This is a genomic window from Bifidobacterium longum subsp. infantis ATCC 15697 = JCM 1222 = DSM 20088, assembly GCF_000269965.1.
GTDB lineage: Bacteria > Actinomycetota > Actinomycetes > Actinomycetales > Bifidobacteriaceae > Bifidobacterium > Bifidobacterium infantis.
Window position 1 is genome coordinate 2,246,144 of sequence record NC_017219.1, and the last position, 14,666, is coordinate 2,260,809.

Consider the following 14,666-nt stretch of genomic DNA (forward strand, 5'->3'; position numbering starts at 1 on the left):
CATCCATGAGCGAGAACATCGACGACGCGACGCAGTTGTCTGACACGACCCGTCTGTCCGACAGCACGCAGCTATCCGACGCCACGCACTTGTCCGACGCCACGCACCTGGCATCCGCACCACACACCGGCACGACCCCAAGCACCGCGTCGGTGCCGCAGCCCGTTGCGCTGCCTAACCTGCCGCAGTGGCCGTCACAAGCGTCGTCAGAAAAGCCGTCTCCTACTACTGATGCCGCCTTCATCCCTGCGGGCGATGACAGCACACCTCAATCCCAACCGCAGCGTCAGTCAAGCAAAGCCGCGCAAGCAGCCGCATCGGCACTGCCCGCCAGCATCAATTCAGGACTACTGTCCCAGCCCACGGCTCAGGTCCGGGATTTCCAGCAGTCCTTCAATGCGCTGGTCGAGAATGTCTCCAAGGTGGTTATCGGCAAGACCATCCCCATCAAGCAATGCGTCACCGCACTGATGGTCGGTGGCCATATTCTGCTTGAAGACAACCCCGGCACCGGTAAGACCCAGTTGGCCCGAGGCTTGGCCAACTCCATTTCCACCGGTTTCAAGCGTATTCAGTTCACGCCCGATCTGCTGCCTTCGGATGTGGTGGGTGTGACTTTCTACGATCAGAAGCGCGGAGAATTCGAGTTCCGCGAGGGCCCGATTTTCGCCTCCATCGTGCTGGCCGATGAGATCAACCGTGCATCGCCGAAGACGCAGTCCGCACTTCTGGAGGTTATGGAAGAGCAGAAAGTCACCGTTGACGGCGTCACCCATGATGTGCCGCAGCCGTTCATCGTGATCGCAACCCAGAACCCCATCGAGCAGCTCGGTACCTATAAGCTGCCTGAGGCGCAGATGGACCGATTCCTTATCAAGACGTCGATTGGCTACCCGGGCCATGATGTGTCCGTCGATATTCTCAAGCAGGTCGATATCACCGACCGTGCGCAGACCATTTCCCCGGTGCTGAGCGGTGACGATGTCATGCGGCTGCGTCAGGTGGCCACCGAAATCCATGTGGATGATGCGATTCGTGAATACATCGTCAGGCTCGTCGAGGCGACCCGCCACAACGAGAAGATCACGGTCGGCTCCTCCATGCGTGGCGCTTTGGCACTGACCCGATGCGCCCGTATCTGGGCCGCGGCCGATGGCCGTGCCTACGTGGTGCCGGATGACGTCAAGGACCTTGCAGTGGCCGTGCTCGCACACCGTATCACGCTGACTCCGGAAGCCACCTTCGATGGCGCGACTCCGGAAAGCCTGATCGCACAGGTGCTCGAAGACGTTCCCTCCCCCACCATCGGTTCCTGATAGGGCCTGGAAAGGTATCCGACCATGGCATCTGCATCCGCCTCATTACGCCGTCGCCGGCGCGTTGAACGCATGTTCAAGCGCGCGGTAAGACGCATCAGACGGTTCTTCGCATCCTACGTCTCGCCCTTGGGCTGGGCGGTAACGGGCACAGGCATCGCATGTCTTATTGCGTTCCTGCCTCTGGACTGGCATGAGCTGCTCGTATTCGGCATCGTGGCGATGGTGATGATGCTCGCGGCAATCGCGCTTTCCCTCGGCAACATACGCTTCCACGCGTCCATCGCCGTATCCAATCATCGCGTGACCGTGGGAGACACCGTATCCGTTATCGTCGGCATCGACAACACCGGCAGAACGCCGACGACCACGGCACGCGGATATCTGCCAATCGGCGATGCGCGTGAACGATTCAACATCCCCATGCTGGCTCCCGGGCAATCCCAGCAAACCGATGTGGAGTTCCGTACCGTATCGCGCGCAATACTGCCCATCGGCCCGTTGCGCATCCGCAAGGGAGACCCGTTCGGCCTGGTGCGTCACGAAAAGGAGTTGGCCGACCGCATCACCGTATTCATCCATCCTCGTACCGTGCGTCTCGATACCCTGAATGCCGGCGTGCCCCGCGATCTGGAAGGCCAACCATCCGGCCAGATCGTGGATGATGATCTCGACTTCTACGGATTGCGCGAATACGAGCCGGGCGACGACGTGCGTAACGTCCACTGGCTGAGCTCCGCGAAAACCGGCACGTTGATGATTCGCCAATATGAGGCCACGCGCCGCACCGACACCTCGGTGACCATCAGCGTGAACCCGGATGAGTACGTCAACGGCGAGGAATTCGAGATGGCGGTGTCCATCCACTCCTCCATCGGCGTCAAATGCCTGCTGCAGGATCGCCCGCTGGTCTGTCACGCGGGCAACGCGCATGGCCAACCGCGCAACGCCATGGAGTTCCTCGACAACGCCAGTGCCATAGAGCCTGATCGTGAGGATAATCCGAATCTCGCCGAGGGCACGCTGAAGCACAGTCCTGATGCTTCGTTCTATTTTTTCACTGTTGGATCGCTGAAAGACATCGAGCAAATCAAGCGCATGACCTTGGCCTTGCCCCGATCGGCCAGCTGCGTGGTATTGCAGGCCAGCGCCGGCGCCAATCGCGGCATCAGAAGATTCGCCAATTTCACATTGGCCACCATCGGCGAACTCGATGATCTCCCGCTGATCATGGGGGTGCTCGCATGACCTTCGACCAGTCCAGTATCACCACTACCAATACCGCTGCGTACGCCGGATCGAGCGGCACATACACCGGCACTTCCTCCGGCACGTACACCGGAACCTCCACCACCACCGGCTCCTGGGCCGACTCCACACATTCGGTTATCTGGATGACCAGAGGCAATGTGCTTCGCGGCATGGGCCTCAGTCGCCAGCCGTGGGGCAAACGAATCGCCAGCCTTGTACTCATAGCGGCGATGATGTTGCTGGCGCAAGCCAATCTCATCGACGTGTACGGCGGCGTGGCCACTTGGACGATTGCCGCCGTACCGGCCACCTTGCTGGGCGCGATCATCGCTCTGGTGGGCATGTTGCCGGCGTTGCGACTGTGGTGGCAAATCGTGTTTCTGGCGTTTGCCCAATTCATCATCGGTCCGGTGGTAACGCTGAGTTCCACCACGTCCCATTACGTGATTCCCACCTTGAAGACCTTGAGTTCAGGTTGGGAAATGACGTTTGGCTCGTTCAAGTACATTATTTCCGTCGATCCGCCTCTGGGCACGCAAGACGGCGTACTGATGGCGGTATGGACCATCGGCCTGTGGCTTACGTTCCTCACCGGCGTGTTTGCCATTAATGCCAACGCATGGTTGTCTCTGGTGGGAGTGCCGCCCCTTGCGGCGGCCGTGGCCGTATGTGCTCTGCTGGGTACGGACAGCGGCTGGCAACGTGCCATCTGCGGCATTGCCTTTGCCTTGCTGCTGATTATCTGGCTGTCTTGGCGTCTTGAACTGCTGGAATGGGGGCGCTGGATATCCGCGCTGATCATCGTCGTGCTCGCTGCCGGCCTTGCTTTCGGGGGCACGTTGCTGGTGCCGCAGGACCGTTTCGTGCTGCGTGACCGCTACGATCCGCCGTTAAGCCCCTACGATTACACCAGCCCGCTCAGCGGCATGCGATCCTATATCAAGGACCACAAAAAAGACGTGTTGCTGACCGTCCATAATCTACCGGCCGGAACACCGGTCAAACTTGCGGTGATGGATCGATTCGACGGCACAGTATGGAACCTGTCCGATTCTTCCGAAGCCACGGGCTCCTCGAATTATCATCGCGTGGGCACCACGATCAAGGCGGATGAGCAGGGTAAATCCTTCACTGCGACCTTCACCGTCGATCAGGGACTGACCGACACCTGGCTGCCGCTGGCGGGAGCGGCCGCTGGCGTGAGCTTCGCCAACGATGCCGACAACGGCAATGACACGTTCTACTACAACACGGATACCGATTCCGCCATTATTCCCGCCGGCACGCGCAAGGGACTCACCTATACCGAATCCGGCATCATAGCCCACAAGCCCACCGATAAGCAGATCAGCAGTGCGGCCGCGGCCCGCATCACGCAGCCTTCAGCCCAGGATGTTCCCGATTCGGCCAGCAAACTGGCCACGTCCATTGCCGGCGGACAGTCCTCGGGCGGTGCCGCCGCCACGGCCTTGGCCGACACATTGAAAGACTCCGGATGGTTCTCACACGGTCTGGAAGGCGATTATCCTTCCGATGCGGGCCATGGCAATTACCGTATCAACAAGCTGCTGGCAGGCACGGCCATGGTGGGTGATTCCGAACAATATGCCTCCGCCATGGCACTGATGGCTCGTGAGCTGGGACTGCCCTCCCGTGTGGTCCTGGGATTCCTGCCGAAAAACGAGGATGGCGAAATCACCGATGCCCGCACGGAGAAGACTTCAGGCAATGGCACCAAAATCGAATTCACCGGCAATGATGTGACCGCTTGGGTGGAAATCAAATTGCAAGGCCTGGGATGGGTGGCGTTCTATCCGACGCCCAAGGAGACCAAGGTGCCTGATGAAAACCAGAACCTGACGCCGCCGAATCCGCAGACACTGGTCCGGCAACCACCAGTGCCGTTGACCGACCCGCTGCGCGATCAGACGCAGGCCAAAGGCCAGAGTTCGTTGGCCGGTACCGACGCCGATGATTCGCCGACCAACCTGTTCTGGGTGCGGTTCTGGCGAGTTACTCGTGCGGTAGCCATCTATGGAAGCCCCCTGTGGACTCTGCTCATCGTTTGCGGACTAATCCTGATATTTAAAGCTGCATTGCTGGCACGTGCACGACGGCACGGCAGTCCGAAAGCCCGTGTGGCAGCGGGGTGGAATGCCATACACATACTTGCCGAGCAAAGCGGCATCACAGCCAAGGGCACTCGTCGCGATCAGGCCGGCGCAATCGCCCGTCAGCTCGGCACGGACGATCAGGCACTGATTCAACTCGGTCGGGAAGCCGACTACGCCACGTTCTCGGGGCAAGACATTGCATCGGGCCAAGCCACCACATATTGGAATGGAGTCGACCGGTTGCGCAAGGCAATGCTCGCTTCTTTGCCGCGTTTCAGGAGGATACGTACACGGCTTTCGCTGAAAAGCGTGTCTATATTGGCAAATAGACACGCAGCAAAGCCGCATACAGCGCGAGTCAAGCGCAAGCATAAGAAGAGGAAAACGTCATGACCACAGGTTCCATCCGTGTCGCGATGACCAGTGACGTGGGTCTTAGGCGCAACAACAACCAAGACAGGAAGCCGTGGACGCCTTGGTGGCGGCCGCGCTCGATGCGGGCGGAACCGACAATATCACTGTGATTGTGGCCGATATGCCACTGACCGAACCCGAACATCACGCGTTCAGCGCTTTTAGACTGGACGAGGGCGAGGACATTGGCGCCATTGAAGACGCAACACTGCGAACACTACGGACCATACGTTCGGCATAACCGAGCGAACATAAGGAGGTAATCCCATGGTTGATTATGATGCTGCGGTCGCTGCCGTACAGGATCCGAACGCGGACCCGATTCTGTTGGCAAAAATCGCCTACGAGAATCCGGAATTCGGCGCAAACGTCGCCGTGAATCCGCGTTGTTATCCCGGCTTGAAGCGTTGGATCGCCGAATTCGGCGATGAGCGTGCCCGCGAAACCCTGGCACAATACGGGTTCACCGCCGACGCATTCGGCGGCCCGGTTCAGGATCAGGAGGCTCCGGAACAGGCGGCCCAGCAGGCTGCCGAGCAGCAGCCTGCAGACGCTTACGCCGCCGACCAGTACGCCGCGGCTCAGCAGACTGCCGCCGCCCAGTACAACGCCGCCCAGCCCGCCGCCGACCAGTACGCGGCCCAGCAGCCCGCAGCTCAGGCGGCATTCGAGGAGCCTGTGGCCACCAATCCTTATGGCTTCACCGCCGAACAGGCCCTGACCACCACCGACCAGATGCAAATCGCCCAGATTGCCCAGTACGCGCCTGAACTACGCGCCTGCATCGCACGTAATCCCAACACCTATCCGGCACTGATCGAATGGCTGGGCCAGCTCGGCGACCCGGCAATCAACGCCGCTCTGGCTTTTCGTCAGTGAAAGGACGGCATCATCATGGCCAAACTTCCCTACCCTCCAGCACCTGAACTGGGTTGGTATTCCGACGATCCGGTGGAAGGCACCACGGATTCCGCAGTTGGCACAGCCGAACCGCAGAACGACTATGGGCAGCCCAGCTCTGCGGAAACCGCGGCCAATACCGCTTTTGCGGCAGAGCCTGCCTCCACTGCCGCTACCGCCGCCGCTGAGCCCGCTGCCACCGCTCCGGCAGACACCACACCGCACGCCGCCGAAAACGACATCGAGGATTGGGACGGCACCGTGCTTTCCTCCTCGTTCACGTCCAAGGCACCGAAGAAGACGTACCTGCTGCATAACGATGTCACCGGCCAGACCATTGTGATCGATAAGAGCACGTTGCTGGGCCGCAAGCCTTCCATGGATGTGCCGCAAGGTGCCAAGGCGGAGCGTATCGAAGACCCGACCCGCACCACGTCCCGCAACCATGCCGCCATCAGCATCGACACCGATGGCGCGCTGTGGATCGAGGACTACGGCTCGTTGAACGGCACCTACATCATCACCAATGGCCAGGAGACCCAAGTCACCAAGGGCACAACGCTCAAGCTCAGTGCACCTTCAACGGTGCGTATTGGTGATCAGTTCTTCCAGTTCACCGAAAAACAGGCCTGAGTAATCAAGCAACGAGCGGCTGCCTGCTCTTGTTCAACAGGAAAATCACAATGGCAAATATACGGATGGCCCGGAACTGATATAGTTCCGGGCCATCTTATTGCGATTAACGCAAGATCTGAGTCCTAGAAAGGACATCCTTTCTAGGACCCTCTCGCTTACTCCTCGATGTCAGGCTGACCGCCCTGATCGGAGTAGAAATCATCCGGGTTGAAGTCGTCGCCGAGCTTCAGATCGCCGAACTCGAGATTCGAGAAGTTCAGGTCGGACAGGTCGGCGTCGGAGAAGGTCGCGTCACCGAGATCGCCATCGCCGCCCAGACCGAAGTTCGGGTAGATGGTGTCGCGGATGGCCTTGTCGGGCTCGACCACGGCGTTGCGGTAGCGGGCGAGGCCCGTACCGGCCGGGATGAGCTTACCGATGATGACGTTCTCCTTGAGGCCCTTGAGGTCGTCGACCTTCTCGGAGAGCGCGGCTTCGGTGAGCACGCGGGTGGTCTCCTGGAAGGATGCGGCGGACAGCCAGGAGTCGGTGGCCAGCGACGCCTTGGTGATGCCCATGAGCGCCGGACGACCGACGGCCGGACGGCCACCGTTCTTGACGATGTTGCGGTTGATCTCGCGGAAGCGGGCGTTGTCCACCAGCTCACCCGGCAGCAGGTCGGTGTCGCCGGAGTCGATGATGGTCACGCGACGGGTCATCTGATGCACGATGACCTCGATGTGCTTGTCGTGGATATCCACGCCCTGGGAGCGGTACACGGTGTGCACCTCCTCCACGATGTTGACCTGGGCGGCGCGCTTGCCGAGGATGGTGAGGATCTTCTTGGGATCCACGGAACCTTCGACCAGCTGGGTGCCGACCTTGATGTGGTCGCCGTCGGCGACCTTCAGCGGCACGCGCTTGGAGACCTGGTAGGTGATCGGCTTGATCACGCCGTCTTCCTTCGGCGCGCCGGAATCGGCGTCCGGGGTCAGGATGATCTGGCGACCGCGATCGTTCTCCACGATCTTGATGCTGCCGGCGAACTCGGTGATCGGCGCCTCGCCCTTCGGGGTACGCGCCTCGAAAAGCTCGGTGACACGGGGAAGACCCTGGGTGATATCGGATGCCGCGGCCACACCGCCGGAGTGGAAGGAGCGCAGCGTCAGCTGGGTACCAGGCTCACCGATGGACTGGGCGGCGACGATACCGACGGTCTCGCCGACATCGACCAGCTTGTTGGTGGCCAGGGACCAGCCGTAGCACTTGGCGCACACGCCGCGCTTGGACTCGCAGGTCAGCACGGAACGGCACTTGACTTCCTCGACACCGTGGGCCACGAGGTCGTTGAGCACGTCCATGGACAGGGCGTCGTCGCGCTTGTACAGCACGGTCTGTCCGTCGGCCGGGTCGATGACGTCGGCGGCGAGCAGACGGGAGTACGGGCCACCGTCGGCGGCCTTGACGAGCACCAGGTTGCCGTCGTTGTCGCGCTCGGCGACACGGATGGGCAGACCGGCCTTGGTGCCGCAGTCCTCTTCGCGCACGATGACGTCCTGGGAGACGTCGACCAGACGACGGGTCAGGTAACCGGATTCTGCGGTACGCAGTGCGGTATCGGCCAGACCCTTACGTGCACCGTGCTGGGAGATGAAGTACTCCAGCACGGACAGGCCGTCGCGGTAGTTGGACTTCACAGGACGAGGAATGATCTCACCCTTCGGGTTAGCCACGAGGCCTCGCATACCTGCGATCTGGTTGATCTGCATCATGTTGCCTCGTGCACCGGACTGCACGATGATGGCCAGGTTGGAGGTCGGGTCGAACTTCTCCTCGACTTCCTTGGACACCTCGGCGGTGCACTCGGTCCACAGGTCGATGAGTTCCTGACGACGAGCTTCCTCGGTCAACAGACCCATCTCGTAGTTGGCGTTGACCTTGTCGGCCTTGGCCTCGTACTCGGCGATCTTCTCGTCGCGCTCGGGCGGCTCGTTCACGTCGGAGAACGCGAAGGACACGCCGGACCACGGTGCGCGGGTGAAGCCAAGATCCTTCAGGGCATCCAGCGTGGCGGCCACCTGCTGGGTGGAGTAACGCATGGCGATGTCATCGACAATCTTGGACAGACGGCCCTTGGCCACCTGCTCGTTGACGAACGGGTAGTCGGTCGGCAGAGTCTCGTTGAACAGGATGCGGCCGTAGGAGGTGGCGAACAGCACGGTGCCGTCGTGGAAGCGCTCTTCCTTGACGACCTCGTCCTCACCTTCGCGCGGGTCGAGCACCTTGACCTCGCCGGGCTCCCAGTTCTTCGGCAGTACGAAGCTCTCGGGCAGGCGGATGAGCACCTTGGCCTGCATGTCGATCTCGTGGCGGTCGAGGGCCATTTCGGCCTCTTCCAGCGAGGAGAACACGCGGCCCTGGCCCTTGGCGCCTTCCAGCACGGTGGACAGGTAGTACAGACCGAGGATCATGTCCTGGGACGGCATGGTCACGGTGTGACCGTCAGCCGGCTTCAGGATGTTGTCGGAAGCCATCATCAGCGAGCGGGCCTCGGCCTGGGCTTCGGCGGACAGGGGCAGGTGGACTGCCATCTGGTCACCATCGAAGTCGGCGTTGAAGGCGGCGCAGGCCAGCGGCGGCAGGTGGATGGCCTTGCCTTCCACCAGGATCGGCTCGAATGCCTGAATACCCAGACGGTGCAGCGTAGGTGCACGGTTGAGCAGCACGGGGTGCTCGGAGATGACCTCCTCGAGCACGCCCCACACTTCGGCGTCGCCGCGGTCCACGAGACGCTTGGCGGACTTCATGTTCTGCGCGTAGTTCAGGTCCACGAGGCGCTTGATGACGAACGGCTTGAACAGCTCGAGGGCCATCGGCTTCGGCAGACCACACTGGTGCATGCGCAGGGACGGGCCGACCACGATCACGGAACGGCCGGAGTAGTCGACTCGCTTACCGAGCAGGTTCTGACGGAAACGACCTTGCTTACCCTTGAGCATGTCGGACAGGGACTTCAGCGGACGGTTGGAGGCACCGGTGACCGGGCGACCACGACGGCCGTTATCGAACAGGGAGTCGACGGCTTCCTGAAGCATGCGCTTCTCGTTGTTGAGCATGATTTCAGGGGCGCCGAGCTCGATCAGTCGCTTCAGACGGTTGTTACGGTTGATCACACGGCGGTACAGGTCGTTGAGGTCGGAGGTGGCGAAGCGGCCACCGTCGAGCTGAACCATCGGGCGCAGGTCCGGCGGGATGACCGGGATCACGTCGAGCACCATGGCCTCCGGCTTGTTGCCGGTGGTCAGGAAGGCGTTGACGACCTTGAGACGCTTCAGGGCCTTGGTCTTACGCTGTTCGGAAGCGTCCTTGATCTCCTCGCGCAGTTCCTTGGAGATGGTCTCCAGGTCAAGGGACTGCAGGCGCTTCTTGATGGCTTCGGCGCCCATGCAGCCGTCGAAGTAATCGCCGTAGCGGTCCTGCATCTCGCGCCACAGGTCCACGTCGTCGACCATGTCGCCGGGCTTGAGCTTCTTGAACTTGTCGAAGACGGCGTCCACACGGGCGATCTGGTCGTTGTAGCGGGTGCGGATGGCGGCCATATCGCGCTCGGCACCGTTACGCAGCTTGGTGCGGGCCGGGCCCTTGGCCTCGCCGGCCTCCTCAAGGGCAGCGAGATCCTCTTCGACCTTCTTGGCGCGGGCTTCGATGTCGGAGTCACGGCGCTGCTCAAGGCGTTTGATCTCGGAATCGAACTCGTCCTGCAGGCCGGGCAGATCGTTGTGGCGCTCGTCCTCGTTCACCTCGGTGACCATGTAGGAGGCGAAGTAGATCACGCGCTCCAGATCCTTCGGGGTGACGTTCAGCAGGTAGCCGAGGCGGGAAGGCACACCCTTGAAGAACCAGATGTGCGTCACCGGGGCGGCGAGCTCGATGTGGCCCATGCGCTCACGGCGCACGCGGCTGCGGGTCACTTCGACACCGCATCGCTCGCAGACGATGCCCTTGAAACGCACGCGCTTGTACTTGCCGCAGGCGCACTCCCAGTCACGGGTCGGGCCGAAGATCTGTTCGCCGAACAGACCGTCCTTCTCAGGCTTCAGCGTACGGTAGTTGATGGTTTCAGGCTTCTTGACCTCACCGTGGCTCCAACCACGGATGTCATCGGCGGTGGCAAGGCCGATGCGAATCTTGTCAAATGCGTTGACGTCCAGCACTTGTTAATCCGTTTCTGTTCTTGAGACCTTCCCGAGCTCCCCTTGTCAGGGGAGCTGTCAGCCAAGGCTGACTGAGGGGTAGTGCAAACCGGAAAGGTCTCTGTACGTTATCTATTTCACGTTGGCGGGGCTACACGCGGCGTATTGACCGCATGCAGCCCGAGGGATCACTGGTATTCGGGCTCTTCGGCCTTCTGGTCTTCCTTGGCGGCCGCGTCGGGGCGGGCGCCAATGTTGAAGCCGAGGTCGTCAGCGGAGCTGGCCGGATCGTCATCCTCATCCTTCATGTCGATGGCCACGCCTTCGGCGTTGAGCACTTCGACGTTCAGGGACAGGGACTGCATTTCCTTCAGGAGCACCTTGAACGACTCAGGGATGCCGGCCGGAGGCAGGTTATCGCCCTTGACGATGGCACCGTAGACGCGCACGCGGCCGTCGACGTCATCGGACTTGGTGGTCATCATCTCGTGCAGCGTGTAGGCGGCACCGTAGGCCTCAAGGGCCCACACCTCCATCTCGCCGAAGCGCTGGCCACCGAACTGGGCCTTACCACCGAGCGGCTGCTGGGTGATCATGGAGTACGGGCCGGTGGAACGAGCGTGAATCTTGTCGTCGACCAGGTGGTGCAGCTTCAACATGTACATGTAGCCAACGGAAATCGGCTTGGTGTACGGCTCACCGGTACGGCCATCGAACAGGGTGGCCTTGCCGTCGGGGCCGACCAGACGGTCGCCGTCACGGTTCGGCAGCGTGGTGGACAGCAGGCCCTTCAGGACCTCGGGCTTGACACCGTCGAACACCGGGGTGGCGACCGGGGTGTTCGGCTCGGCCTTCTCGGCACCGGACGGAACCAGCTTCTTCCACTCGGCTTCCATGTTCGGGTCAAGGGAGATATCCCAACCGGAGTGGGCGATCCAGCCAAGGTGCAGTTCGAGCACCTGACCGAGGTTCATTCGGGAAGGCACACCCAGCGGGTTCAACATGATGTCGACCGGAGTACCGTCAGCCAGGAACGGCATGTCCTCTTCCGGCAGGATGCGGGAGATGCAGCCCTTGTTGCCGTGGCGGCCGGAGAGCTTGTCGCCCACCGTGATCTTACGGTGCTGGGCGATGTAGACGCGGATCATCTGGTTGACGCCGTTGGGCAGCTCGTCACCGTCCTCCTCGGCATCCTCGCGGGTGATCTCCTTGACGCCGATGACGGTACCGGTCTCGCCGTGAGGCACACGCAGGGAGGTGTCGCGCACCTCGCGGGACTTCTCGCCGAAGATGGCGCGCAGCAGGCGCTCCTCCGGGGTCAGCTCGGTCTCACCCTTCGGGGTGACCTTACCGACCAGGATGTCGCCGGCCTCGACCTCGGCGCCGATGCGGATGATGCCGCGCTCGTCGAGGTTGGCCACAGCGTCCTCGCCGACGTTCGGCAGATCGCGGGTGATCTCTTCGGCGCCCAGCTTGGTTTCGCGGGCGTCGATCTCGTACTCCTCGATGTGGATGGAGGAGAGGGTGTCGTCCTGCACGAGGCGCTGGGAGATGATCACAGCATCCTCGTAGTTGTAGCCGTTCCAAGGCATGAAGGCGATGAGCAGGTTCTTGCCCAGGGCCAGGTCGCCCTTCTGGATGGCAGGACCATCGGCCAGCACCGAGCCGGCTTCCACACGCTCGCCATCATGAATGATCGGACGCTGGTTGTAGCAGGTGGTCTGGTTGGAGCGCTGGAACTTGGCCAGCTTGTAGGAGCTGGTGGTGCCGTCGTCGTTCATCACGCGGATCAGGTCGGCGGACACGTAGGTGACCACACCGTCCTTCTCGGACTTGATGACGTCGCCGGAGTCGTTGGCGGCGCGCCATTCGGAGCCGGTGCCCACCAGCGGGCGCTCGGATTCGATCAGCGGCACGGCCTGACGCTGCATGTTGGTACCCATCAGTGCACGGTGGCCCTCATCATGCTCCAGGAACGGGATCAGGGAGGCACCGAGGGAGACCATCTGACGCGGGGAGACGTCCATGTAATCCACGGAGCTCACCGGCACATCGACCGCCTCTTCCTCGCCGACTCGGGCAAGGGCGGACTTGGAGACGAAGTTGCCGTTCTCGTCGAGCTCCTGGTTGGCCTGGGCGATGACGTGGTCAAGATCGCGGTCAGCGGTCATGTACTCGACCTCGTCGGTCACATGGCCGTTGACGACCTTGCGGTACGGGGTCTCGATGAAGCCGAACGGGTTGACGCGGCCGAAGGTTGCTAGGGAGCCGATCAGACCGATGTTCGGGCCTTCAGGAGACTCGATCGGGCACATACGGCCGAAGTGGGACGGGTGCACGTCGCGCACTTCCATGGAGGCGCGGTCGCGGGACAGACCGCCGGGGCCCAGTGCGGAAAGACGACGCTTGTTCGTCACACCGGACAGCGGGTTGTTCTGATCCATGAACTGGGAGAGCTGGGAAGTGCCGAAGAACTCCTTGATGGTGGCGTTCACCGGGCGGATGTTGATCAGGGACTGCGGGGTGATGGCCTCGGCGTCCTGAGTGGTCATACGCTCGCGCACCACGCGCTCCATACGGCTCAGACCGGTACGCAGCTGGTTCTGGATCAGCTCGCCGACTTGGCGGATACGACGGTTGCCGAAGTGATCGATATCGTCGACGTCCACGCGCAGGTCAACATCTTCGCCGTTGCGCTTGCCCGGGAAGGTCGCCGCACCGTCGTGCAGGGCCACCAGATACTTGATCGTGGCGATGATGTCTTCCTGGTGGAGGGAACGGTCGTTGAAATCGGCCTCGACACCCAGCTTGCGGTTGATCTTGTAGCGGCCGACGCGGGCCAGATCGTAGCGCTTGGTGTTGAAGTAGAAGGAGTCCAGCAGGTTCTTGCCGGCCTCGGGGGTCGGGGTGTCGGCCGGACGAATCTTGCGGTAGAGGTCGACGAGGGCCTCGTCCTGGGTCTCGAGGGTTTCCTTCTCCAGGGCGTCGAGCACCAGCGGGTAATCCTTGAAGGCCTGGGCGATCTCGGACTTGGTCATGCCGATGGCCATGAGGAACACGATGGCGGACTGCTTGCGCTTGCGGTCCACGCGCACCTGCGGCTGGTCCTTCTTGTCGATCTCGAACTCGAGCCATGCACCGCGGCTCGGGATGATCTTCGCGCCGAAGACTTCCTTATCGGAGGTGCGATCCTGCTGGCGGTCGAAGTAGACGCCCGGGGAACGCACGAGCTGGGAGACGATGACTCGCTCGGTGCCGCCGATGATGAAGGTACCGTGCGGGGTCTGCAGCGGGAAGTCGCCCATGAACACGGTCTGGGACTTGATCTCGCCGGTGTCGCCGTTCTCGAATTCGGCGTTCACGTACAGCGGTGCGGAGTAGGTGTAATCCTTCTCCTTGCACTCCTGCACGGTGTGGCGCGGCTCCTCGAAGTACGGGTCCGAGAAGGTCAGGGACATGGTCTGTGCAAAGTTCTCGATCGGGGAGATCTCGTTGAAGACCTCGTCGAGGCCGGAGGTGTGGGCCACGGTGTTAGTACCGTTCTTTTCGTCCTCCTCGACGCGCGCCTTCCAGCGGTCAGAGCCGATCAGCCAATCGAAGCTGTCGGTCTGTACGCCCAGCAGGTAGGGCACATCGATGGGTTCCTTGATGGAACCGAAGTTCACGCGATCCGACGCCTTGTGCAGATCAATGTCATGCTGGTCGGCGCGTGCGATGATGGTGGTGGTGTTCGTCGTAGACTCAGTAGCCAATGGACGTTCCTTATCGCTCGCTAATATGTGGTAATTCCCCTGGGAGCGCCGGCATGGCCACCATATGCCTATGCGGACGCTTCATTGTCGACGGCATGCCCGCAATATGAC

7 protein-coding genes and 1 pseudogene are annotated in these 14,666 nt (G+C 61.6%); 6 read left to right on the forward strand and 2 right to left on the reverse strand.

From position 1 onward, the window contains the following. Nucleotides 1-5: 5 nt before the first annotated feature. The 6 genes and pseudogenes from BLIJ_RS10595 (at nucleotide 6) to BLIJ_RS10620 (ending at nucleotide 6,628) form a co-directional block, all read left to right on the forward strand. A complete protein-coding gene (locus BLIJ_RS10595; RefSeq protein WP_012578312.1) occupies nucleotides 6-1,316 on the forward strand; it encodes an AAA family ATPase in 1,311 nt (436 codons plus the stop codon). 24 nt (nucleotides 1,317-1,340) lie between these two features. After that, complete coding sequence (locus BLIJ_RS10600) at nucleotides 1,341-2,564, forward strand: DUF58 domain-containing protein (RefSeq protein ID WP_012578313.1); 1,224 nt, start codon at nucleotides 1,341-1,343, stop codon at nucleotides 2,562-2,564. After that, the gene (locus BLIJ_RS10605) at nucleotides 2,561-5,074 is read left to right on the forward strand and encodes a transglutaminase TgpA family protein (RefSeq protein WP_012578314.1); all 2,514 of its coding nucleotides are present in this window, start codon (nucleotides 2,561-2,563) and stop codon (nucleotides 5,072-5,074) included. The genes BLIJ_RS10600 and BLIJ_RS10605 overlap by 4 nt, the downstream gene beginning before the upstream one ends. Before the next feature lie 64 nt (nucleotides 5,075-5,138). Beyond that, nucleotides 5,139-5,336: pseudogene (locus BLIJ_RS15100) on the forward strand (PP2C family protein-serine/threonine phosphatase); the annotation flags it as partial. A 26-nt stretch (nucleotides 5,337-5,362) separates the two neighbouring features. After that, nucleotides 5,363-5,974 (forward strand): variant leucine-rich repeat-containing protein, encoded by a 612-nt coding sequence (locus tag BLIJ_RS10615; RefSeq protein ID WP_012578315.1) that lies wholly within the window; start codon nucleotides 5,363-5,365, stop codon nucleotides 5,972-5,974. Nucleotides 5,975-5,989: 15 nt separating this feature from the next. Beyond that, complete coding sequence (locus BLIJ_RS10620; RefSeq protein WP_014485110.1) at nucleotides 5,990-6,628, forward strand: FHA domain-containing protein; 639 nt, start codon at nucleotides 5,990-5,992, stop codon at nucleotides 6,626-6,628. 158 nt (nucleotides 6,629-6,786) lie between these two features. On the opposite strand, the gene BLIJ_RS10625 is transcribed toward BLIJ_RS10620, so the two are convergent. After that, nucleotides 6,787-10,824 (reverse strand): DNA-directed RNA polymerase subunit beta', encoded by a 4,038-nt coding sequence (locus BLIJ_RS10625; RefSeq protein ID WP_012578317.1) that lies wholly within the window; start codon nucleotides 10,822-10,824, stop codon nucleotides 6,787-6,789. 167 nt (nucleotides 10,825-10,991) lie between these two features. Beyond that, nucleotides 10,992-14,555, reverse strand: a complete 3,564-nt coding sequence (gene rpoB / locus BLIJ_RS10630) for a DNA-directed RNA polymerase subunit beta (RefSeq protein ID WP_012578318.1) — start codon at nucleotides 14,553-14,555, stop codon at nucleotides 10,992-10,994. Nucleotides 14,556-14,666: the final 111 nt, after the last annotated feature.

Coding starts and splice junctions, on each gene's coding strand:
- BLIJ_RS10595 (WP_012578312.1), top strand. CDS start 6: ATGAGCGAGAACATCGACGACGCGACGCAGTTGTCTGACACGACCCGT.
- BLIJ_RS10600 (WP_012578313.1), top strand. CDS start 1,341: ATGGCATCTGCATCCGCCTCATTACGCCGTCGCCGGCGCGTTGAACGC.
- BLIJ_RS10605 (WP_012578314.1), top strand. CDS start 2,561: ATGACCTTCGACCAGTCCAGTATCACCACTACCAATACCGCTGCGTAC.
- BLIJ_RS10615 (WP_012578315.1), top strand. CDS start 5,363: ATGGTTGATTATGATGCTGCGGTCGCTGCCGTACAGGATCCGAACGCG.
- BLIJ_RS10620 (WP_014485110.1), top strand. CDS start 5,990: ATGGCCAAACTTCCCTACCCTCCAGCACCTGAACTGGGTTGGTATTCC.